This window comes from Dyadobacter sp. CY347 (assembly GCF_021502655.1).
Lineage (GTDB): Bacteria > Bacteroidota > Bacteroidia > Cytophagales > Spirosomataceae > Dyadobacter.
On sequence record NZ_JAKFFT010000011.1, the window covers coordinates 88,075 to 111,899 of the forward strand.

Sequence of the window (23,825 nt, forward strand, 5' to 3'; positions counted from 1 at the left end):
GCCAAAAATTTAACGATATGAAAAAGATAAGACAATATACATTAATGATCCTGGCGGCCGTCTTCTTTTTACCGGCTTGTACAGACAATTTTGTTGAGAAAAACACGGACCCCAACGCGATTACCGCAGTAACACCCGACTTGTTGCTGCCCGGAATCATCCGCACGGCTGTGAATCAGATGGTTGACCAAAGCTGGTCCATAGGCAACATTGTGATCCAGCATACGGCCAAGATCCAGTTTGTTTCGGAAGATCGTTACACCTGGGGCGACCGTGACGGGCTTTGGGAAAATATGTACAACAACCTGCGCAATGTGCAGCTCCTTATTGATATCAGCGAGCGCAACAAGGCAAATAATTACAAAGGCATCTCGCTCATTATGCGCGCCTGGATGTATTCTTTGCTGACAGATGCCTACGGAGACATTCCTTATTCAGAGGCCACAAAAGGCGTTAATGGCATTTTGCAGCCTAAATACGAAACGCAGGAAGTTGTTTACGCAGGAATTCTCAACGATCTCAAAACAGCCAATGAGCTGCTCGGGCCAGGTGAAACGGTGGTTGGCGACCTGATCTATAATGGAGATGTAAGCAAATGGAAAAAGCTGGCAAACAGCCTGCGCCTGCGTTACTTAATGCGGATTTCAAATGTGAAAGATGTAAAAGCAGATATGCAGGCGATCATTGACAATCCAACCGCAAATCCAATTTTCAGCGATGCGAATAAAAATGAAGACAACGGTGTCTTGCGATATCTGACTTCTGCGCCGAACCAATTTCCGTTGTATACAGCGCGTCAGGGATCTTTTGATGAGTTTCGGTTGAGCAAAAATCTGGGCGATAAGCTTACAGCATTATCCGATCCGCGTATCGCCATTTTCGCACAGCCTACCGATGCCTCCGTTGCGGCCAATGCGCCCAAGTACGTGGGCGTTCCGAATGGATTGAACGAAGTAGCGGCACTGGATTATAATGGTGGCCCCAACAACGTTTCACGCGCCGGCTCGCTGTTTTACAAAGGCTCGATTACGGAAAGAGGCTTGAATGTTGCCAAAGGATACATTATGGGTTATCCTGAGCTGCAATTTGTTCTGGCCGAGGCAGTAAAGAAGGGTTTGGTAAAATCATCAAAAACGGCGAAGGTGCATTATGAAGAGGGAGTTAAAGCAGCATTTACATATGCAAATGTCACGATGCCAGCCAATTACCTCACTAGCCCGGGTGTCGCTTACTCCGAAGCCGATGCATTAACCTTGATCGGAACCCAGAAATGGATCGGGCTCTTCTTCACAGGTTTGGAAGCCTGGTTCGATTGGAGAAGAACCGGCATCCCTACGATCACTCCGGGCGTGGACAACGTGAACGGCGGCAAAGTCCCCGTCCGCTTCGCCTACCCAAGAAGCGAGCAAACACTAAATCCCGCCAGCCTGGCCGAAGCCGTTGCAAGACAAGGCGCCGACAATTACAACACCAAGGTTTGGTGGGATAAATGATCCTATAATTCTTTTCACTCCTGATTACCAAAAAGACCGCCCTAAAAAGCGGTCTTTTCGTTTTCCCAGAAATCGCGAGTATACTACGCAGGATAAGGCATACCAGCCGTTAAAAAATCGGAATGCTGATACCCAAGCTAAGTTTACTAGCATTCGGCGAACCATTCGTCAAACTCATGTTTACTAAAAGAGAGGTGGAAGTATTGCGACTTATCGCCCAGGGATATAGCACAGAAGCTATTGCTGCGCGTCTTTATAGAACTACTGAAACGATAAAGAGCCATCGCAAAAATATTCGTCAAAAGGCCCAGGAAAATGGCGAAGACATAACTTCTCTTCCAGTATTTGCCGTGAAATATGTCAAACTGCTTGACGGGTTGGTTTGAAAAATCCCCCAAAAAGAGGGATTTACAAACTACTTCGATTGACATAGCTTTGTGATGAACTTAAAAATAGCAAACCATGAAAAAAACTTTTCTTTTTGCCACACTATTCTTTGTTTTTGCTATAGCAGCCTTCTTCTCTTGCGAAAAATCGGACAAGGATATTTCCAAGCAAGAATTTCTTCAAGATGCTCCCAACCTAGCGATGCAAACGGGCGGCTTTTACAGCAAAGTGGGACAAGTGGATGTTGCCTCCACTAAGGAGGGAGATCAGAGGGAATTAATAATTGACCTTCACGATTCTAACATTAACCCCTATCAGATTAAAATTTATCTCGGCGATGATGACAAATCTGCTAATCTAAAATCTGGAAAGTATGAAGTGCTTTTTTTACGATCAGCACTCGTTTTAAATGACCCTGCCACAGGCAAGAAAACAGAGTTTATAGTTAAAAATGATGCTTTTCACGACATGCAGTCTAAATTACCCGCCAACTATATATCAGGAAGCGCCCGGGAGGCTGTTGGGATTGCTGTATATGGGGACCACGATAATAAAAGAACCGACTCTGATCTCGTGCCTGTCTGCGCTACATCCGGAGGCCCTGGTTCAACATCTTGCGCAAATACTTGCTGCAGTGTGACATGTTTATCTGGTTACTATGCTTCCTGCCAATCAAGCTGTACGTGCGTAAAGTCGTCCGGAAATTAGAATTATTAGCACAGACGTTCGTGAAAAGCCGCTAGCAAAGCGGCTTTTCTTCGTTATGAAGAAAACAACATTTAATTAAAAATTAATTACAATTTAACAGGATATATTAGTAGCAAAAATGCGAACTTCGCTTTTTAATTGTGAACAATACACTTAATATATCCAATGCGTCATTTGATTCAGAAAGTTTCAATGCTTTTACTGACTTGTCCCATAATGGTTATGGGCCAGACAGCGAAAGGAAATTACTCCCTGCTTCCCTTAAAAGACCTTAGCTCATTTGAAAGCGCCAGCCCTAACTGGTCCGTGCAAAGCGAAGTGGCAATTCACCCGACAGGGAACGCAAAACCTAAAACCAAATCCGGCGAAGGCATCCTGGTCGGCAGCCCAGGTAAACCCCTGACAACAAAACTGAAAGCGGGCGACATGCGCCTTTCAACCGAATTCATGGTTTCCCCCGGCGCAGAGGGCTACATCGTGCTCCCAGGCGGACAAAAAGTAAGAATCTCAGACAGCAGCCAGCAACGCGACGCAAATGCTTCCACGTCCGGTTTCGTCGGACAATTCCCAACACAAAATGCGTCGAAAGCTCCCGGGCTCTGGCAAACACTTGAACTCGTTTATGATGCGGCTGTTCCGGGCGTCGCCAATTCAGCACGATTGAATTCACTTTCACTTAACGGCGTGACGGTCCTTGAAACGGTTTATCTTCCCAACTCACAGGCCACAGCCGAAGGTAAGCCGCTGTCATTTGAAGTAAACAAAGGAACGATTGCTTTTAAAAACCTGGGTTACCAGCTGTTAGCAAGCCGTAAGACATTGACATTAAACAACCTGTCCTATAAAGTTTATTCAGACAAATGGGACGCAAAGGAATATAGCAAGCTTTCGCACGAAGGAAAATCACCCGCATTGACGCAGGAAGTAACAAACGGAATGCGTGAATTCCATTTGGTTTACGAAGGCGATATGGACGTGCAGGAAGCTGGTGAATATATTTTTACGAGCGTTTATTCCGGTCCTATGTTCGATTTCGAAGTGGATGGAAAAAGCGTGATGAACCTGGGCGAAAGCACTTCCCAGGAAACGCATACGGGCTCAGCAAACCTTACACAAGGCGTGCACAAGTTTAAAATACATTATTCTCGCTTTCCATGGAGACAGCCTGCACTAGGACTTCGCGTGGAAAAAGCCGGCATTCGTCCTTATGACCTGCACGTGCTTTCATCGCTTCCTGAGCCAGAACCGAAGCCTTATATCAGTGTGACGCCGGATAAACAACCTGAAATGGTCCGCTCCTTTATCCAGATCGATGGCGAAAAGTATAAGCGCACGCATTGCATTTCAGTAGGAAGCCCACAAGGTTGGAGCTATACGATCGACTTGAACCGTGGCGCAATGTTGCAGGCCTGGCGCGGTAATTTCGCGAATGTTACCGAAATGTGGTACGAAAGAGGCGAGCCGCAATTGCTGACCCCGGCGGGATTAGCTGTCCATGTTTCGGGCAGAAGCAGCCTGGCCGTATTGGCCGACAAAGCAGCGACCTGGCCTGATTCATCGAACATTAACTTTCTCGGCTACAAAATCAACCCCGAAGGATTTCCGGTGTTCCGCTATGCCATTGGTTCGGCAACTGTAAGCGACCAGATCATTTCCAACGACAAAGGAATGTCCCGCACATTCACAGTTGAAGGCAAGCCGACAGGCGCACTTTACTCGCTGCTCGGATCCGGAAAACAGATCACAGACCTTAAAAACGGGCTTTTCCAGATAGATAACCGCTATTACATTCAGGTTAATCAGAAAGCACAGGCGATGGTGAGGCCTGCGGGAGATAATCAGGAACTGGTGTTGCCGGTTTCTGATTCGGCTACATATACGATGTTCTGGTAACCATATTCTTAGATTCCAATCAATGAAAAATATACTATTAACGACGCTGATATCACTTGGATGTGTCTCGGCGTACGCGCAATCGAAGCAAAATAAAGAGGATGATTTTTACCGGATCATTACCATTCCCATTCCTGAAAATATCAAAATGGAAGTCGGCGGGATGCAGGTGCTTCCGGACGGTCGGTTGGCCACTTCAACGCGCCGCGGGGAAGTATGGATGATCGGTAACCCCTACTTGAAGGGTGACGGACAGCCATCTTTTCACCGTTTTGCGTCCGGCTTGCACGAGCCGCTGGGCCTGTTGTATCGCGGTAAGGACTTCCTGATCTCACAACGCGGAGAAGTGACGCGCCTTGTGGATACGGACAATGACGGCATTGCGGATGTTTATGATTCTTTCGCAAAATGGCCATTATCAGGTAATTATCACCAATATTCCTACGGCCCTGTGCCTATGCCCAATGGTGAACTGCTGGTAACATTGAACCTCGACTGGGTTGGACGCGGTGCGAGCCAGTCTAAGTGGAGAGGCTGGATGTTGAAATTGGGGGAAGATGGCAAATTGACTCCCTATGCAACGGGTCTGCGCTCCCCTTCCGGCTTCGGTTCATATAAAGGCGATATTTTTTACACTGAAAATCAGGGCGACTGGGTTGGTTCAGGCCGTATGACGCATTTGGAGAAAGGCGATTTTGCAGGAAACCCTGCTGGTTTGCGTTGGAGCAAGGAAGAAGGTTCACCCGTCAAACTGACTCCTTCCGACGTTCCGAACACGGGCGAGCCGCTTTACGATGTTGCTAAAAAGTTGCCTGGCTTGAAGGCTCCTGCCGTCTGGTTTCCGCATACGCTGGTGGGCATCTCTACTTCGGACTTTAAAGAGGATGTTACCAATGGCGCATTCGGCCCATTTTCCGGACAAATGTTCGTGGGCGATCAGGGACACAGCATTATTACGCGTGTAGACCTGGAAAAGGTGAATGGGGTTTGGCAGGGAACGGTTTTCCCTTTCCGTGAAGGTTTTATGTCCGGGATTTTGCGGATGGAATGGGGCCTGGATGGTTCTATGTTTGTAGGACAGACGAGCCGTGGCTGGTCGGCCACTGGAAAGCAGGAATTTGGAATTCAGCGATTGGTCTGGACGGGTAAAATGCCGTTTGAAATGAAAAATGTGCGTTCTATGCCTGACGGATTTGAGATTATCTTCACAAGCCCGGTTGACAAAAAAGCTGCTGCGGACCAGGACGCTTACAAGCTGAACAGCTTTACTTACAAATATCATCAAACTTACGGCAGCCCGATCGTTAACACGCAGGAAGTGCCGTTGAAAGGAATCGTGGTTTCCGAAGATGGCCTGAAAGTGCGTTTGGTGCTCGATCCGGCGCTGCTTCGCAAGGGTTATATTCATGAAATTAAAGCTGATGGCGTAAAAGGCGCAGACGGAAATCCATTGCTCCACGCCACCGGTTACTACACATTGAACGAAATTGCTTCCGGCAATCCGGTGAATGCTTCGGCTTTCACAACCACTGTTAAAGCGGCTGCAGTGGATCACAGCGCGCATACTGCCGCTGCGGAACCTGCGAACTCTGCACCGTCTGCAAAACGCGTTGTTGAAATGCCGGCAAGCTGGACCAACGGCCCGGATCAGACGATCACGATCGGAACGGTTCCAGGTTTGAAATTTGACATTTCGGAAATTCAGGTAAAAGCAGGAAGCCGTGTAAAAATTGTTTTTAACAACAACGATGATATGCTTCATAATCTGGTGATTACCAAGCCTGGAACTGCCAATGCGGTGGGTGAAGCGGGACTTAGCCTGGGTTTGAAAGGATCTGAAATGAATTATGTTCCCAAAACAAATGACGTCCTCTTCCACAGCAACATTGTGGAGCCAGAGAAATCCGAAAGCATCTATTTTGTAGCACCGAAACAGGCTGGGACTTACCAGTATGTGTGCACATTTCCCGGTCATTATACGCTGATGCAGGGCAAATTGAAGGTGACCAAATAAGAACAAAATATCCTTTAAACGGCTGTGCTACAAACGCTAATGTTCAGCACAGCCGTTCTTTCTTCCAAGTTTTTTCCTACCCGTTACACATTGATATTACCTGAAATATAACAAGGAAAATAAATCCATGTGCCGCTTTGATTAGCATAATTCGTTGAAATAATTAAATAATGTCAATAGCCCAAAGATTTGGATAACGAAGCGAACATATCAAACCTTTCTGACATTAATATCCAGCTCTGGCAGCGTTTTAAGGCTGGCGATTCCGCTGCATTAGGCCAACTGGCGCATGTACATTACCGCGCCCTATACAATTACGCTACTAAATTTTCATCCGATCCCGATTTCATTCGCGATTCCATCCAGGAGCTTTATCTCGAATTGTGGGAACGACGTGAGCATCTTTCCGAAACTGCATTCGTGAAATCCTACCTGCTTAAAGCACTCAGGCACAAGCTCATCAAAGAAAGCATTCGTCTGAAACGTTTCCAGGAAACGGGCCACGAATATTTTGATATGGAACAGGAGGATGCGCCCATTGAGTCTCAGATCATTGCGGATGAAAGCTCGCAATCCCAATCCAGTCATCTTCAACGCATCATTACGCTGCTTTCTAAGCGACAACAGGAGATCATTTACCTGCGTTTTTATCAAAATCTTGACAACGAAGACATTGCCCACATTATGGGCCTGGGCCGTCAAAGCGTTTCTAACCTTTTGCACCGCACATTGAAAGATATCCGGCAGATATGGGCCCCGGCAGAGTTTATGTGGGCGTTGATTGTCTTCACATCTCTTATATAATCGCTAATTCCAGCATTTAGCGAAGTTTTTATCATTATTTCAAAAAATACTTTCATTTTTTTGGTTATACCAATCCCAAAAACGGACATACATACTTAAAGACCTTACGCTTTATTTATGGATTACCGCCGTTACTCGGTTGACGAATTCGCAACGGACGAAATGTTCCAGAAATGGGTTATGGCACCCACGCCGGAAATCACAGCATTCTGGTTAAAATGGATAGAAGATCACCCTGAGAAATCCGGCGAAATCGGCATGGCCAGAGAGCTTTTGCTGACTGTGTCCGGCATGTACAATGACGACCTGAGTGACGAAATGTTACGCCACGAAATCGAAGAAATTTCCAGACTGGCAGAACTTCAAAAACACCGGGAAAAGCAGGGCATATATCAATTGATCCAACAACCGCTTTGGCGTGTTGCAGCTATTTTCCTGCTGGTTTCAGCTATTGGCTTGTGGCTTTATAACAAGGAAGCTGGTTCGGGTGCGCCTGCCCATATAAGCGCGAAAAGCATCCCGGCAAACGCCATGATAGTAAAGAAAAATGGCACAGCGCATGAAATGACGGTATTTCTGACCGACCATAGTGTAGCGACGCTTTCGCCGGGAAGCACAATCAGTTATCCTGAAACATTCGCTGCCGGGGAACGAAAAGTGACATTAACCGGAGAAGCATTCTTCGACGTGGCTAAAAATCCTGAAAGTCCTTTTTTGGTTTACACAAATGAAACTGTGACCAAAGTCCTCGGAACAAGCTTTCGGGTTAAGGCTTTGGACCGGGAAAATACAGTAATGGTGCTCGTCAAGACCGGACGGGTGTCTGTTTACCCGAAAACAGAATATGAGTCGCTGCAAAATAAGCCGGATAAAAAAGTGTCGGTAATTGTGCTTAATCCTAATCAACAGGCCGTATTCAACCGGAAAGACAATAAACTACTTAAAGGAATGGTAAACAACCGGCAGCTGCTATCCGAGCTGTCGGTTCAGAAAGAGCTGGTTTTCGATGATAAGCCTGTGTCGCAAGTTTTTAAAATCTTGCAGGAAATGTATGGGATCGTGATCGATTTTGATCAGGATATGCTTGCGAATTGCAGCATCAGCGCCCAATTCAATGACGAAAATCTGAAACAACGCCTCAGTGCCATTTGCCAGGCAATCGGCGCCGGTTACGAAATGGTGAACGGAAAAGTCGTCATCACAAGCAAAGGGTGCAACTAACCAAAGAATATCCAAGCTGTTAATGCCAATAGGATCGTGCTCAATCAGTGAATTTTTTGTCCTAATCTTTCAAATACCAAACAAACCATTACACGTATGAAAAAACATCGACTCTTGTCAAGGCGACTTTGCAGTGCTATGCGAATGTCACTTTACCAATTATTAATTGCCTTTATCTTCGTACACATATCCCTTGCACGCATTGTCGATGCGCAGGATATGTTAAATCAGAAGGTGACTATTCAGGTAACCAACCAGGAAATCAAGACTGTGCTAAACAGGCTGAATAAGCTGACGCAGGTTCGGTTTACATATAATTCTGCCTTAATCCGGTCGCAGCAAAAGGTTTCGATTAATGCGGTGGATAAACCACTAACCGATGTGCTCGACCAGCTGTTCAGGCCCGTTAACATTGCCTATAAGATTGAAGGTAAGCAGATTGTGCTGACCAAAGGAAATGCGGAGCCTAGCAGCGTGATTCCAGGCATCACAGACAATCGTACTTCCATTGACCGGACCATTACGGGCAAAGTGTCAGACGAAAAAGGCCAGCCGCTTCCAGGGGTGAGCGTTGTGGTAAAGTCAACGAAAGTGGGCACTGCTACTAACACAGAAGGAACCTATCAACTGAGCGTTCCGGATGCGGGCGGCGTTTTGGTGTTCTCGTATGTGGGCTACGCGCCTGAGGAAGTTACCATTGGAAATCAGACCACTTACGACCTCTCCATGAAACCCGACGAACGCAACCTGGAAATGGTTGTTGTTACGGCCTTGGGTATAAAAAGGGATGCCAAAAAGCTGGGTTACTCTACGGCAACAGTTAATACAGAGGAACTTACAACAAACCGCACGACCAACCTGGGAAACAGCTTGCAGGGAAAAGTGGCCGGATTAAATGTAACGCCGCCAGCGAGCGGACCGGGCGGATCGACCAAGATCCGTATTCGCGGCCAGTCTTCTTTCGGAGGAAATAATTCGCCGCTGATCATTGTGAATGGCATTCCCATTAACAATAGCAGTGTTTCTGCGGGTGGTTCGAACGGAAATGGAACGGGTAACCCCACAGGCGGCTCCTCCGATGGCGGCGACGGTTTGCAGAGCATAAACCAGGATGATATCGAATCGATGACCGTCTTGAAAGGTGCCGCGGCAGCTGCGCTTTATGGCTTCCGGGCTAAGGACGGAGCGATCATCATCACCACAAAAAGCGGAAGCAAAACAACAGGCATCGGTGTGGAGATCAACTCTAATTTCCAGGCACAGGAAGCCCTGGATTACACGGATTTCCAATACGAATATGGCCAGGGTGAATTTGGAAAACGCCCTACTTCTACCGCAGAGGCACAAAGTTCGGGTGTGTTTGCATTTGGCGAGCGCATGGATGGTGCGATGACGCCCCAGTTTGACGGAACCTCGAAGCCCTATTCTGCGAACAAAGACCGCATCAAAAACTTCTACCGGACCGGAACAAGCTTTACCAATTCGGTGGCGCTTTCGGGCGGGAATGAAAAAGGAAATTTCAGGTTATCCTTCGCCAACACGGACGCGGATGCCATCATGCCTAATTCTGATTACCATAAAAAGATCTTTAACCTTGGATTGAATTACAAATTCTCGGATAAGCTTTCTGCACAGCTGAATGCGAACTATTCGAACGAGCATAATAAAAACCCGCCCCAGATAGGGATCCAGGATATGAATGCGAATACGACCATTTACACGCTGGCAACAAGCATTGATACCGAATGGCTGAAAAACCGCAAGGATGCAAATGGAAATGAAATGCCACTGGCGCGTTTTACAAACCGGAATAACCCGTACTGGGTCGCATACGACCGCTTTGAGAATGTGCGCCGCGACCGGATCTTCGGAAACACATCAGTTCGTTACGACTTTACCGACTGGCTGTTTGTGCAGGGACGCGTTGGACAGGACTATTACACCCGTCCATACAACTACAACCGCCCTACCGGAACGCGCTCTATCAGTGCCGTTACGACAGGATTTAATGGTTATTATTACCAGGATGTAGCCACTTTCCGTGAGCGCAACCTGGACGTTCTGATCGGTGCAAACCGTACTTTCGGTGATTTTGGTATAGATATCACCCTCGGCGGCAACCAGATGCTACAGGTGAGCGACAACGTCTCGACGGCGGTCACCAACTTCTACGTGCGAGATCTGTATACCATAGCAAATGGTCAGGTTAAAACGCCAAATTATGGATATAGCAAAAAGAAAGTGAACTCCATTTACGGAGCTGCTGAATTCTCTTTCAAAAACTTTCTTTACGTGAATGTTACAGGGCGTAACGACTGGTTTTCAACGCTGAACCCTGAGTCAAACAGTTACTTATATCCATCTGTCAGCGCGAGTTTCGTTTTCAGCCAGGCATTTGCTAATGCACCTAACTGGCTGAATTATGGCAAGTTGCGCGCAGCTTATGCCGAAGTAGGTGGTGATACCGATCCCTATTCCAACAACTTATATTATGGAATCAATGCAAACCCGTTCAACGGGACTGCATTAGGCACTTTTCCGTCGACGGTGAGCCCGAATGCAAATTTGAGACCATTAAAAGTGAAAGAAACGGAGGTAGGTCTTGAAATGAAAACGTTTGATAACCGGCTGAACATTGATCTTTCATTGTACCGAAAAAACACGGTTGACGAAATCCTGAATGTCGACATTTCAAATACTTCCGGATTCAGCCAGACCAAAGTGAACGTGGGTAAGCTGCGTAACCAAGGAGTCGAATTTTTGTTGACGATTGTTCCTGTGAAAACCGATGCGATTACCTGGGAAACCGGCTTTAACGGAAGCTACAACATTAGCAAAGTGATTGAGCTGGCAGCTGGTCAGCAGAGATTTGATGTAGGAACCGGCGAATTTTTCGGAATTGTTTCGCATGAAGTAGGCAAGCCATTGGCTTCGCTTCGCGGATTTGACTACAAAAGGGACGCGCAAGGCAGAATTATCACATCAGGCGGCCTGCCCCAGCAAGGTAACCTCACCACATTCGGAAGCGCTATACCGACGTGGGTTGGCGCCTGGGTGAACACAATCAATGTGAAAGGACTACGGATAGGCACGCAGATCGATTTCAAGGCGGGTAATAAAATCCTTTCCAACTCCAACCTTAATTTCCTGCGTGAAGGTTTGTCCAAATCATCGCTGGCCGGACGTGAAGGCGGTGTATTGCTTGAAAGCGTAAAAGCAGATGGTGCCCCGAATGATACGAAAGTGGAAGCTGAGCAGTTTTACACGGCATACAGGAGCACCAACCTGGCATCACCATTTGTTTACAATGGCGCATTTGTACGTTGGAGGTCCATCACGATCGGCTACGACTTTTCGCGATTTGTGAAAGAAAAAACTTTCATTAAAGGATTAACGATTTCTGCCATGTGCAACAACGTGCTGATGATCAAAAAATACATTGATAACCTTGATCCTGAGGCACAAGTGTCGTCATCCGACAATTTGCAAGGCATTGAAACCCACACGCTCCCAACTACCAGAAGCTACGGTCTCAACCTAAACCTGAAATTGTAAAGGAATGCTAACAAACCGCCATTCATTGACTCATCGCCCGGCGACTCATTCACTCATTCAGTCATTCACTCATTCAAAATCAATATGAAACATCTACCCAAATATCTAATCATCCTCACCCTCCTGGCAACTTCCTGCGACAAGGGTTTTGAGGACGTTAACGTAAACCCGGTGCAGGCTACCAGCCTCGACCCGATCTATTTTTTCTCCAATGCTGAATTTTCTTCGGCAATTGCAACGCATAACTATCAAATGCAAATTGTTCAGCAGATCAATACACCCTTTACCGGTGTTGTTGAAGGCGGAAATCATAATGTCGTTTCGGATCCCAATTCGAATGCCAATTTCAATTCGTTGTACCTGCAAAATGGCCCTGTAAACCTGTTGACGACTGTTATTTCACAGACCAAAGACGATGCAGCCCGAAGTAATTTGTACAATATGTCACGAATCTGGAAGGCGTATGTATTTATGGTTTTGGTTGATACATACGGCGACGTACCTTATTTCCAAGCGGGAAAAGCATTTCTGGAAGGTATCAACCTGCCGAAATATGATGATCAAAAATTGATTTACGAAGATATTTTAAAAGAACTGACAGAGGGAACAAAAGCGCTCGACGCTACAAAACCCATCGAAAGCGGAGACCTGTTCTTCAAAGGCAACATTGCACAATGGAAAAAACTTGGCAATTCGCTATTGCTTCGTGCTGCCATGCGTTACACAAAACTGGATCCTGCCAAAGCGAAGCAATTTGTTGCAATTGCGGTTGATCCGGCCAACGGAGGCTTGCAAGATTCTAATGCAGATAATGCCTATATCGCGTTTAACAGCACATTCAATCATCCGCTTGCTGGCTATTTTCAGGGAACCGAGCGTGGAAATGTGTATATGGGCGAGGCATTTATCGATTATCTCAAAACAACTGCCGACCCGCGCCTCAAAGTGATCGCAGTTAAGTACGAAGCCCCCGGCAACCCGATCGCCACGGCTGGCGCAGAAGATACCAACCCTGCCAACCAGGAAGGAATGCCGTATGGTTACAACGAATCAACGATTACAGGAGTAGCAGGATTTCCGGGAAAAATCGGCTCTGCATTTAAATACTCACAGATTAATCGCAGAACGGTCGGGAAAATCGACGCACCGGAGTTCTTTATTACCTATTCCCAAACTTCGCTTCTCTTAGCGGAAGCTGTGCAGCGTGGCTGGGCAACCGGCAATGTAAAAGCACTTTATGAGGCTGGCGTAAAGGCACACATGGCGCAAATGACGACTTATGATGTGTCCGCAACAATTCCCGAAGCAGCCCAGACCGCGTATCTGACTGCCAACCCATTCGTTCCGGCGAAAGCTTTAGAGCAGATCAATTCGCAATATTGGGTTTCCTCGTTCCTGAATGGCTCAGAGGCCTGGGCTAATTTCCGCAGAAGCGGCTTTCCTGTGTTGCCAATTAATATGTACCCGGGCAAAGATCCTTCGGTAAAAGATTTTATCAAAAGATTGGTTTACCCCGTGCGCGAACGTTCGGTGAATGAAGCTAACTACAAAGAAGCAGTAGCAAGAATGGGCCCTGACGAGCTTGGAACGCCTATTTTTTGGGACAAATAAGATTACTAACCCTTAATTTTTTAATTATGCTAAAACAAAACCTGCTTGCGGGAGCGCTTGTGCTGTTTGGTCTTACAGCCACGGCGCAAGCTATCTCACCTACGCCCGACCAGATCAAGGCCTACACGTCGGCATGGAAGGGCGAGCGTTCCGCGGATGGCCGCCCGAGAGTGTCAGATGCGATCCTCGCGAGATTAAAAAACATTTCCATGGAAGAGGCATGGGGTGTTTTGAGAAACAAAGGCTATCACAACCAGTTTGAAGGCGAATGGCAGCTCATTTATCCGGATAGCGCCATGACCGGCCGCGTGGTAACGGCCCAATATGTTCCTTCCCGCCCCGATTTGGAGGTTTTGGTGAAAGAAACAGGCAAAAAGGAAGGCCGCGTACAAACGGGTGGCACCAATTCCTGGCCTATTGATGTGCTCAAAGACGGTGACGTTTACGTGGCGGACGGTTATGGGAAAATCGCTGACGGAACATTGATCGGTGACAATCTGGGAAATTCCATTTATGCCAAATCAAAACGCGGCGTAATATTCTATGGCTCTGTGCGCGATGTGGAAGGATTGAGTGAGATCAAAGGCTTTAATGCCTGGATGAAAGGCCAGGACCCTTCCTACATTCAGCAAATGATGCTTACCAACATCAATACGCCCATTCGGATAGGCCGTGCTATTGTTCTTCCGGGTGATGTGGTTCTGGCTAAAAAATATGGGACGATCTTCATCCCCGCACATTTGGCCGAAGAGCTTGTGCTAACCTCAGAAGTAACGGCTTTGCGCGACGAATTTGGCCATCTACGGCTCAAAGAAGGAAAATATACGCCCGGCGAAATCGACACTAAATGGTCTGCCGCGATCCAGAAGGACTTTTTGAACTGGGTTAACAACTATCCGGGCAAGCTTCCGATGACGAAGAAAGAACTGGACGATTACCTGAAAGAAAGAAATTACTAATGCCCATTTGCTAACTTCAAATCCAACGCTAATGAAAAGCATTTTAACAGACATTATTGCTTCTAACAAACAAGTTGAACAAGCTGAAAAAGCAGCAGCCGCTGCAGAGATCAATAATCCGATCACCAAGGACAGCCGTAGGAATTTTCTCAGGAAAACAGCCGTAGGAGGGATCGCACTCGGCGGGTTTATGTCTATGTCCACCGAAGACACCATTGCGCAGGCTACTTCCAAAGTGAACCGTGCCTCGAAGCCGTCCGAGCTGAAAATCACCGACTTGCGCTACTGCATTGTACAAAATGTAGGCCGCACGCCCATTATCCGCATTGATACGAACCAGGGAATTTATGGCTTGGGCGAAGTGCGCGACGGTGCTGACGAGCGTTATGCCTTGTTTTTGAAGAGCCATTTATTGGGACAAAATCCTTGTAATGTGGAGCAGCTTTTCAAATCGATCAAGCAGTTTGGTTACCACGGGCGTCAGGCCGGCGGGGTTTGCGGGGTTGAAATGGCGCTTTGGGACCTTTGTGGAAAGGCCTATAATGTGCCGTGCTGGCAGCTGTTGGGCGGTCGTTACCGGGATAAGGTGCGGCTTTACGCGGATACGCCGGAGTCCAATGATTTGAACGAGTTTAAAGATAAGATCAAGTTCCGGACGCAGGACCAGGGCTATACCTGGTTAAAAATGGATGTTTCCATAGGAATGCTGCGTAACAGTGAAAACAGTGTTGTGAACAATAAGGTCTGGGGCGGTGGATTTTCACAGTGGGCAGGTGATTATCATTCCTATGCAAATACAAAGCACCCTTTCACAGCGATTCAGATCACACCGAAAGGTCTGGACGAAATGGCAAGGGTCGTGGAAGATGTGCGCAGCGTAGTAGGCTATGAAATTCCGCTTTCCACAGACCATTATGGCCATTTTGACCTAAATAACGGCATCCGCCTGGGGCGGGCTTTGGATAAATACCGCCTCGCCTGGCTGGAAGACATGGTGCCATGGGAATACACCGACCAGTGGAAAACCATTTCAGATGCGTTGGAAACACCCACATTGACCGGCGAAGACATTTACCTGAAAGAAGGTTTCAAGGCACTGATTGAAAAACGGGCCGTGGACATTGTGCACCCCGATCTGGCGTCATCGGGCGGTTTACTTGAAACTAAACGCATCGGTGATTACGCCGAAGATAACGGGATCGCAATGGCGATGCACTTCGCCGGAACGCCTGTCAGCTTCATGGCCAATGTACATTGCGCAGCCGCCACGCAGAACTTCCTGGCTTTGGAACACCATTCCGTGGACGTGCCTTGGTGGGAAAGTCTGGTTAAAACAACTGACGGTCGCAAGCTGATTGATAAGGGCTACGCACCCGTGCCGCTGGAAGCGCCCGGACTTGGTATCGAACTGAATGAAGAAGAAGTCAAAAAACACCTGAACCCAAAGGATAAAAGCTTCTTCGCCCCTACGCCGGACTGGAATGATAAACGCTCTCACGACCGCTTGTGGAGTTGAGATTTTAGAACTTGTGCCGTTGAGATTTTAGAAAAGGGTTTCCATTCTTAACCGTTTGGAAACCCTTTTTTAGCATTTATTCGCTATTTTGCGCGCTTCCCACTTATTACTGACGATGAAGAGCATTCGCAATATACTTTTCTACACAATTACAATTGGTGCCTTTTCCGCTTTACTTTACTTTTTTATACGCCAGGGCCAAACGCTTGAAAATGCTGATTTACTGGCCAATAATCCCGCTTCGACAGCTTCATCCTGGGATCAGTTCACAGACACTTTCAGTCACAACCTAACCCATCCGCTTGCTATACTGCTTTTGCAGATCATGACGATCATTCTCGTCGCGCGGCTTTTTGGCTGGCTTTGTAAATCCATCGGACAACCGACCGTGATCGGTGAAATAGCTGCGGGAATTTTCCTAGGGCCGTCGTTGCTCGGCATGTATTTTCCTGAATTCTCGACATTTCTGTTTCCTGTGCAATCGCTGGGTAACTTGCAGTTTTTGAGCCAGGTCGGGCTGATTCTTTTCATGTTTATCATTGGGATGGAGCTGGATCTTAAAGTTCTGAAAACCAAGGCGCAGGAAGCCATTGTGATCAGCCACGCCAGTATTATCCTGCCTTTTGCACTGGGTGTGGGACTGGCATTTTATATATATCAGCAATTCGCGCCGGATGGCATCAGCTTTTTATCCTTCTCACTTTTCATTGGTATCGCGCTGAGTATCACTGCATTTCCTGTCCTTGCCAGGATTGTCCAGGAACGGGGCCTTTCCCGTACCAAGCTGGGCATGATGGTGATTACCTGCGCCGCCACCGACGACATTACCGCCTGGTGTATCCTGGCCGCGGTGATCGCCATTGTCAAAGCGGGCGATTTTATCAGCTCCGTGTACACGATCATCCTCGCGGCCGGATATGTGCTGTTCATGCTGAAAGTGCTGAAACCCGTATTGAAGCGCCTGGGAGATCATTACTCTTACCGCGAAGGATTGACCAAGCCGGTGGTCGGTATATTCTTTCTTGTGCTCATATTCTCTTCCTATTGCACCGAAATAATCGGAATTCACGCCCTGTTCGGCGCATTTATGGCGGGTGTGATCATGCCTGCAAACCAGAGCTTCCGGAATCTGTTCATAGAAAAAGTGGAAGACGTTTCCATGGTGCTGCTGTTGCCGTTATTCTTCGTTTTCACAGGTTTGAGAACGCAGATCGGCCTGCTAAACGACCCTTATCTCTGGCAGGTTACGGGACTGATCATTTTGTTAGCAACAACCGGAAAGTTCATCGGAAGTGCCGTTGCGGCGCGTTTTGTAAACCAATCCTGGCGCGACAGCCTGATTATCGGATCATTAATGAACACACGGGGACTTATGGAGCTGGTTGTGCTGAACATTGGTTACGATATTGGTGTGCTATCACCTGAAATCTTTGCTATGATGGTGATTATGGCCCTGGCAACAACCTGTATGACCGGCCCTGCGCTGGATCTCATCGACCGTTTCCTGCCTGAGAACAAGCTGGAAGCTTTGGAAAAGGCCGGTGAGGAATCCAGATTATCCATTCTCATTGCATTTGCCAGCCCGCAGGGCGGACGCAAAATGATGCGGCTTGCTTATTATTTTATTCAAAAACAGCTTCAATCACATCACATCACGGCATTGCACTTGTCGCCCAGCAGCTATTTGAACCAGGTTAATACGGAAGAATACCAGCGGGAAACGTTCCGTCCGATTACGGAGGAAGCGGCCGGTTTGGACACTGCATTTGCCACACTCTTCAAACCCTCGCAGCATATTGAGCATGACATTATTGAAACTGCCAACAGTGGGGATTACGACATGCTTATGATCGGGATCGGGCGCAGCGTTTTTGAAGGGACATTTTTAGGTAAAATCCTGGGTTTCACCTCCAAAATGATCAGTCGCGAAAGATTGTTTGACACCATTACGGGCAAGGAAAAGCTCTTTCATTCGGGTGTTTTCGACGAACGCACCACCCATATGATCAAGTCTGTGAAAATACCCGTTGGAATTCTGATTGAGAATAAGCTGGAAAAAGTGGACAATATTTTTGTGCCGATCTTCTCACCGGACGACCAGGTTTTGTTCCAGTTTGTGAGAAAGCTTGTTTTGCATGAAAATGTAAAGCTTACCATGATGGATCCAACCAATGTTGCCAGCCAATCCGCCGAAATCCAAGCTGAATTGAGTGCCATTACTGAGCTTGGAAGCGACAGGATCAAACTATTTCACGAGAATGTCCTGGAAAAGGATTTCTTGCAGGAAAAAGACCTGATGATCATCAGTTTGGAGAGCTGGAAAAAGGCCGTGGAGTCACACAGCCTTTGGTTATCGCACTGTCCGTCCGTTTTGATCGTGCGGGGATAAGTGTTTATTTTACGTCAGCGACGACAGCATTCCGAACATATGATATCCCAGATTAAGAATAGCAAGATTTTCAATGCCATTAACCCTCAGACGATCCTTTTCTTCTTTCATAATTTTTTTATCAATGTTGGAACAACGCTGGTTTATGTCTCCGCCAACGTGCTCTTGCTCGAAAACCATCCCGAATATTCACTGCCCATTGCATATGTAGCTGCTGCGGTAGCCGTCATGGCGGCGGGAAAGGTTTACGAATATTTTGAGCACCATTTACTACTGAAACGGCTGAGCCTGGGCACAATGCTGTCTTCGCTGTTGATGGTCTTGGTGGTGATGGGCTTGTTGTGGGCGGGTCACGGCATTGCCACGGCAATTGCCATCATGGTGGGTTACCGGATCATTTACCTGCTGATCAACCTGGAATTCTGGGGATTATCTGCACTGGTTTTTGATGTACGCCAAAGCAAAAGGCTTTTCAGCGTGATCGGTTCAGGGGATATGCCGGCTAAGGCGCTGGGTGCCGTTTTGGCGGTTTTGATCCATTCACCATCCGTTTTGATGATCCTGCTGGTCATTTCCTTAGTGTTTTTTGCACTGGCATTCTACACGCAGATCCTGACTTTCCGATTCACAGAAATCCCGAATCCGCATCACGCAAGGCCAAGACAGATCACCGCGTCGGAGTCGAAGATCATTGAAAAATATTTTGGCGGAAATAAACTGCTTACCTCCCTTTGTCTGGGCATGGTGGCCGTTGCCGCAGCAGCAACCTGGATTGAGTATCACTTTTTTGTCAATGTCAAATACAAATTCCATAGCCAGCACGATGTGATTGTGTTCGTAGGAACCTTGTTGACAGCCACTTACATCATTGCAACGTTTGTAAAGTTGGTTTTTTCAGGCAAAACGGTTGAGCGGTTCGGCGTCAGGCTTACCTTGTTCCTTTTGCCACTGACGACCATTGTCATATCGCTGGGATTGCTGATTTCCTCCTATTTCAGAAAAGACGAGCCTTCGTTATTGGTCTATTATTGTGCGGCTTACCTGCTATTTGAATTGGTACGAAGGACTATTTTCGATCCGGTCTTCCTGGTGTTGTTCCAGCCGCTTTCAACCAAAACACGTTTGAAAGGACATACATTGGCAAAAGGCTTTTTTGAGCCGTTGGGAATGCTGATTGCGGGTGGCCTGCTATGGATCATTTACACGCAGAAGCTCAGCAACATCAGCCTCACGTTCGATCTTTCCCTCCTGTTCGCCGTGGCGGCGCTGATCATTTTCCGTAAGGCGTATGGCCATTATATTCAGGAATTAAAAAGCGCGATCAGCAAGCGGTTTATCCGCAGCGGCGAAATGGCTTCACCGTCCGAAGCATTGCCTATTATCACCGAGAATCTGAAAAGCGAACGGAAAGAGGAAGTCCTTAATGCGATCGACTGGCTGGCACGAAACAAGGAATCCGTGTTCCGTAAAAATGTAGATTTTTTACTTAAAAATACTTTCACTGCCGTCCGGCTGAAAACATTACAAACGCTTGCCGGACTCGAAAAACCGGAACTTTCGGAAACATTCCTGAAATACATTGAGACCGAACCGGACACAGCCTGCCAGACCCTGGCCGTCAGGATCGCCGCTTCCAAATCGCAGCTGACCGAAGAACAGCTGGCGCGGTTTCTCGCGCATGAAGATCTGGACATTGTGAAAGGATCGATCCTCGGAAGCTGGGAGGCTGGAAAAGCATTGCCGCTGATTCATGGAACATTGCGCAGATTGTTTCTTTCTGAGCAGGAACAGGCGCAACTGATCGCGCTGGATTGTGTGAAAATTACCGGGTTGAAAGCCCAGGAAGAGTATGTCAAAATGTGCCTCCGCAGCGGATCTGAAAAAGTCCGGAACTATGCGCTGGAAGTGGCCGCAACCGTGGGTTCACCACAGCTTTTGCGCGAATTGAAACCACTGCTTACCGGCTCTTTGAACAGGCAAACCGTCACGTCGCTGATCAGATCCGGTGACTCGGGCATTGGCATTGTGGACGAATGGCTGCATAATGATCCCTCGCGCGAACGCTTGCAAACGCTCATTAAGGTTGCCGAAAAAACCAAACATGAATTTATACTTCAAATACTTTTTAAACTTATTAAAAATATTTACCATAACATTAATTTAGTAAATTCTGAAAGTCAAATACATTTAAATACAGTTGATACTTATATTCACCGCGATGCATTAAAAGCATTGACGAATTATTCGTTGATGGCTGATTACAAGCAAATTATCTCTGAATTTGTGGAGAAGGAGTTGTTTCACGCGTCAATGCTTTTAAACGGTATGGACGAAAATGAAGCGGATGAAAGCTGGAATAATACGTTGGATTATGAATTGGAACTGACAAGCCAGCGGCTTTTTTACCTTTTCATGATGCAGTACGATAAGGACGCCGTACAAAATGCGTGGAAAGGAATTCGCCATGCATCACGTGAGAAGCGGGCCAATTCTCTGGAAATGATCGAGAGCCTTTTGCCGCGCATGTTGTATCCGGCATTGCACGCATTATTTGAAAATATCCCCATTCAGAAAAAGCGGGAAGCATTACGGCAATACATGGGCAATCAGGAAGCGGGCGTTTCATTGGTGCCTTACATCCTGGCTCAGAAAGAAAAATTATTTACAGAATGGACCATCGCACTGGCGATTACCAAGAGCATTTCAGACACAGAAACGAGGCTCATTGAAAGTCTGACGCGCCATTCTTCCCGGCTGATCAGGGATGCCGCGAAATTGAAATTGAACCCGTCAAACGCGCGGACCACAAGCATTAACCCCACAACAAACACCATGAAGCACGCAGAAACTTCCCAGCAGATCTCGGAAATGGAACGAGTGATTATTTTGAAAAACACCCAGCTTTTCGCCCAGACTCCTGAGAATGTGCTGAGCTCCATTGCGCCGATCATGAAGGAAGTTACTTACAGCGACGGACAGCAAATCTTCGCAAAAGGTGATCCTGGTGACTCAATGTACATTATATATACGGGACAAATCGGGATTTATGATGGCAAGAAACAGCTTGCGCTATTTGACAAAGGGGAGATTTTTGGTGAGCTCGCATTACTCGATACCGAACCCCGATCTGCCACAACGGTTGCCGAAACGGACACGCTCGTTTTCCGGATTGATCAGGAGGATTTCTTTGAGCTGATGGAAGAACGTGATGAGATTTTGAAGAATGTGCTGCGCATTCTTTGCCAGCGTATCCGTGCGCAAAATGAGAAAATGCGACTGCTATAATAAGGTTTTTAAGCGCTCTTGCTTGGGAATTTCCCGCAGGCGACGCGCGGATTCCGTCCAGTAACTGTGGCAGCTGATGAATGTCTTCTGAACAGCATTCCAGGAATCAACATCGGTCACCATATCCCGGACTTTGAGTTCCCGGTATAAACTCTCAGCGATCTGCTCGAAGTCTGCGCGGCCCAGATAGTCCAGGTCTGCGTCGCAGATAATCTTTTCTAAATGTGTTTTGGGGCTTTGCGGGATTTGCGTGGCCATAATCATCCCGCAAATTATATCGATCTGGTCTGCATTGTAACCGAAGCGGGGCAAAGCTTTTCTTGCAATCCTGCATCCGACTTCTTCATGTCCGTGGTAGGTTTCCATAAATCCCGTGTCATGGTACAAAGCCGCTGTTCTGAGCAGATCGAGCGACTCAGGATCAGTTATGCCTTCGAGGTTAGCGAGATGCAATGCAGCATTGGTAACGTCCAGCGTGTGGTGCAGTCCGTGATAATAGAGCGTATCGGGCAACTTTCGCCGAAACTGGTCAACGATATAGATTTCTGCTTCCTGAACATTCATGGCTATTCCAAAACTTCGTAGATCTTAACGGGATTTGCTTTGTTTTTCAAAACAACCTCCCCTACCAGATTGCAATTAAATGCCTCTTTTACAACTAAATAAGCAGATTCCGGCAACAAAACCTGGCCTGGTTTCGCCGCATTCTGCAAGCGCTGCGCCACATTCACTGCATCGCCGATCACCGTATAATCCAGCCGCTTCAACGCCGCGGACCCAATGTTCCCGGAAACCATTTCACCTGAATTTATGCCAATGGAAACCTTTGGGAAATAACCCGTATGGCCCTCCTGTTCTTCTTTAAAGTTGTTGATCTGGTTCCTTACGGCCAGCGAAGATTCAATAGCACGGTCTAAATGATATTCCCCGCGAAAAACGGCCATAACGGCATCACCCATGAATTTATCGACCAAGCCTCCCTGCGCGATGATCTCTTTAACCATTACATCAAAATACTTATTGATAAGCTTTACGACCAGGTCGGCTGGCTCCTTTTCAGAAATTGAAGTGAATCCACACATATCCATAAAGACAACCGTCGCCTCGATGTTCTCGCTCGTCATCAATGATTTTTCAAATGCATCCTGCGTCATAAATTGCAGCACGGAAGAGTCCACATACATGCGCAAAATGTCATTTTCCCGAACCGCACGCAGCGTTTCACGAAGCTGTCCCACATACGTAAGCGTTTTTTCCATGGTGACTTCAAGGTCCTTGAAATCAATAGGTTTGGTCAGGAAGTCGAATGCGCCCCGGTTCATGGCCGTGCGGATATTATCCATGTCACCATAAGCCGATACGATGACCGATTTGAGGATCGGGCTGAGCTCACCGAGGCGGATCAGCAGCGTTAATCCGTCCATTTCGGGCATATTGATATCGCTCAGCACCATGTCAATGTCGGGATGCTCGGCAAGTGCTTCGAGGGCTTTGTAGCCGTTCTCAGCGAAGATAAATTCGTATTCCTGTTCGCGGATCTGTCTCCTGAATTTTTGTTTGATCAGTAATTGCAAATCAGTTTCATCATCCACTACCAGTATCTTGGCTTTCATAAGGATTTGAGCAATTTCTCTTTTAATTCAACAAAATTGACCGGCTTGGTCAAAAAATCGTCCGCCCCGAGCTGCATGGCCTGATCATGGTTGTTGCTATCGCCATAAGCCGTGATCATCATCACTTGCGGAGGCGCGGCCGGGAAATCCTTTCGGATGGTTTTCAGTAGTTCAATGCCGCTCATACCCGGCATGTTAATGTCAGACAAAATCATCACAACCTCAGACGGATGCTCAGCGAGGAACGCCAGGGCCTGTTCACCCGAAAAAGCAAATGAAAACTCGAATTGTGCGCTGCGGATCTCCTTCCTGAATTTTTGTTCAAAAAGGGATTTTACGTCCTCCTCGTCATCCACCACAAGTATTTTCATATCAAA

At 47.2% G+C, this 23,825-nt stretch carries 16 protein-coding genes; 13 read left to right on the forward strand and 3 right to left on the reverse strand.

Going from position 1 to position 23,825, the window contains the following annotated elements:
- Positions 1 to 17: 17 nt before the first annotated feature.
- The 13 genes from L0659_RS24565 (at position 18) to L0659_RS24625 (ending at position 21,835) form a co-directional block, all read left to right on the forward strand.
- On the forward strand, positions 18 to 1,493 hold the full coding sequence (locus tag L0659_RS24565) for a SusD/RagB family nutrient-binding outer membrane lipoprotein (RefSeq protein ID WP_235129251.1): 1,476 nt from the start codon (positions 18 to 20) through the stop codon (positions 1,491 to 1,493).
- A gap of 122 nt (positions 1,494 to 1,615) precedes the next feature.
- Positions 1,616 to 1,879 carry a response regulator transcription factor gene (locus L0659_RS24570; RefSeq protein ID WP_235129252.1) on the forward strand — a complete coding sequence of 88 codons (264 nt, stop codon included), beginning with the start codon at positions 1,616 to 1,618 and terminating at the stop codon, positions 1,877 to 1,879.
- 76 nt (positions 1,880 to 1,955) lie between these two features.
- A complete protein-coding gene (locus tag L0659_RS24575) occupies positions 1,956 to 2,588 on the forward strand; it encodes a hypothetical protein (RefSeq protein WP_235129253.1) in 633 nt (210 codons plus the stop codon).
- Between the two features lie 165 nt (positions 2,589 to 2,753).
- Positions 2,754 to 4,481: a family 16 glycoside hydrolase gene (locus L0659_RS24580; protein WP_235129254.1), complete on the forward strand. Its 1,728-nt coding sequence runs from the start codon at positions 2,754 to 2,756 to the stop codon at positions 4,479 to 4,481.
- A gap of 22 nt (positions 4,482 to 4,503) precedes the next feature.
- Positions 4,504 to 6,495, forward strand: a complete 1,992-nt coding sequence (locus L0659_RS24585) for a plastocyanin/azurin family copper-binding protein (RefSeq protein WP_235129255.1) — start codon at positions 4,504 to 4,506, stop codon at positions 6,493 to 6,495.
- 189 nt (positions 6,496 to 6,684) lie between these two features.
- Positions 6,685 to 7,299 (forward strand): RNA polymerase sigma factor, encoded by a 615-nt coding sequence (locus L0659_RS24590; RefSeq protein ID WP_235129256.1) that lies wholly within the window; start codon positions 6,685 to 6,687, stop codon positions 7,297 to 7,299.
- A 117-nt stretch (positions 7,300 to 7,416) separates the two neighbouring features.
- Positions 7,417 to 8,520, forward strand: a complete 1,104-nt coding sequence (locus L0659_RS24595) for a FecR family protein (protein WP_235129257.1) — start codon at positions 7,417 to 7,419, stop codon at positions 8,518 to 8,520.
- A 96-nt stretch (positions 8,521 to 8,616) separates the two neighbouring features.
- A complete protein-coding gene (locus L0659_RS24600) occupies positions 8,617 to 12,075 on the forward strand; it encodes a SusC/RagA family TonB-linked outer membrane protein (RefSeq protein WP_235129259.1) in 3,459 nt (1,152 codons plus the stop codon).
- 84 nt (positions 12,076 to 12,159) lie between these two features.
- Positions 12,160 to 13,686, forward strand: a complete 1,527-nt coding sequence (locus tag L0659_RS24605) for a SusD/RagB family nutrient-binding outer membrane lipoprotein (RefSeq protein ID WP_235129260.1) — start codon at positions 12,160 to 12,162, stop codon at positions 13,684 to 13,686.
- Between the two features lie 26 nt (positions 13,687 to 13,712).
- Positions 13,713 to 14,645 (forward strand): RraA family protein, encoded by a 933-nt coding sequence (locus L0659_RS24610; RefSeq protein WP_235129261.1) that lies wholly within the window; start codon positions 13,713 to 13,715, stop codon positions 14,643 to 14,645.
- 31 nt (positions 14,646 to 14,676) lie between these two features.
- The gene (locus L0659_RS24615) at positions 14,677 to 16,161 is read left to right on the forward strand and encodes a mandelate racemase/muconate lactonizing enzyme family protein (RefSeq protein ID WP_235129263.1); all 1,485 of its coding nucleotides are present in this window, start codon (positions 14,677 to 14,679) and stop codon (positions 16,159 to 16,161) included.
- Between the two features lie 115 nt (positions 16,162 to 16,276).
- The gene (locus L0659_RS24620; RefSeq protein ID WP_235129264.1) at positions 16,277 to 18,550 is read left to right on the forward strand and encodes a cation:proton antiporter; all 2,274 of its coding nucleotides are present in this window, start codon (positions 16,277 to 16,279) and stop codon (positions 18,548 to 18,550) included.
- 39 nt (positions 18,551 to 18,589) lie between these two features.
- On the forward strand, positions 18,590 to 21,835 hold the full coding sequence (locus L0659_RS24625) for a cyclic nucleotide-binding domain-containing protein (RefSeq protein WP_235129266.1): 3,246 nt from the start codon (positions 18,590 to 18,592) through the stop codon (positions 21,833 to 21,835).
- Here the strand turns inward: L0659_RS24625 and L0659_RS24630 are convergent.
- From L0659_RS24630 to L0659_RS24640, 3 genes are read right to left on the reverse strand one after another with little or no spacing between them, the layout of a single operon-like run.
- Entirely contained in the window at positions 21,830 to 22,399 is a 570-nt protein-coding gene (locus tag L0659_RS24630; RefSeq protein WP_235129267.1) for an HD domain-containing protein, read from the reverse strand. The two genes, L0659_RS24625 and L0659_RS24630, sit on opposite strands and share 6 nt — an antisense overlap.
- A 2-nt stretch (positions 22,400 to 22,401) precedes the next feature.
- Positions 22,402 to 23,448, reverse strand: coding sequence for an adenylate/guanylate cyclase domain-containing response regulator (locus L0659_RS24635; RefSeq protein ID WP_235129268.1), 1,047 nt, complete (start codon positions 23,446 to 23,448; stop codon positions 22,402 to 22,404).
- A complete protein-coding gene (locus tag L0659_RS24640; RefSeq protein WP_235129269.1) occupies positions 23,445 to 23,819 on the reverse strand; it encodes a response regulator in 375 nt (124 codons plus the stop codon). Before L0659_RS24640 ends, L0659_RS24635 begins: the two co-directional genes overlap by 4 nt.
- Positions 23,820 to 23,825: the final 6 nt, after the last annotated feature.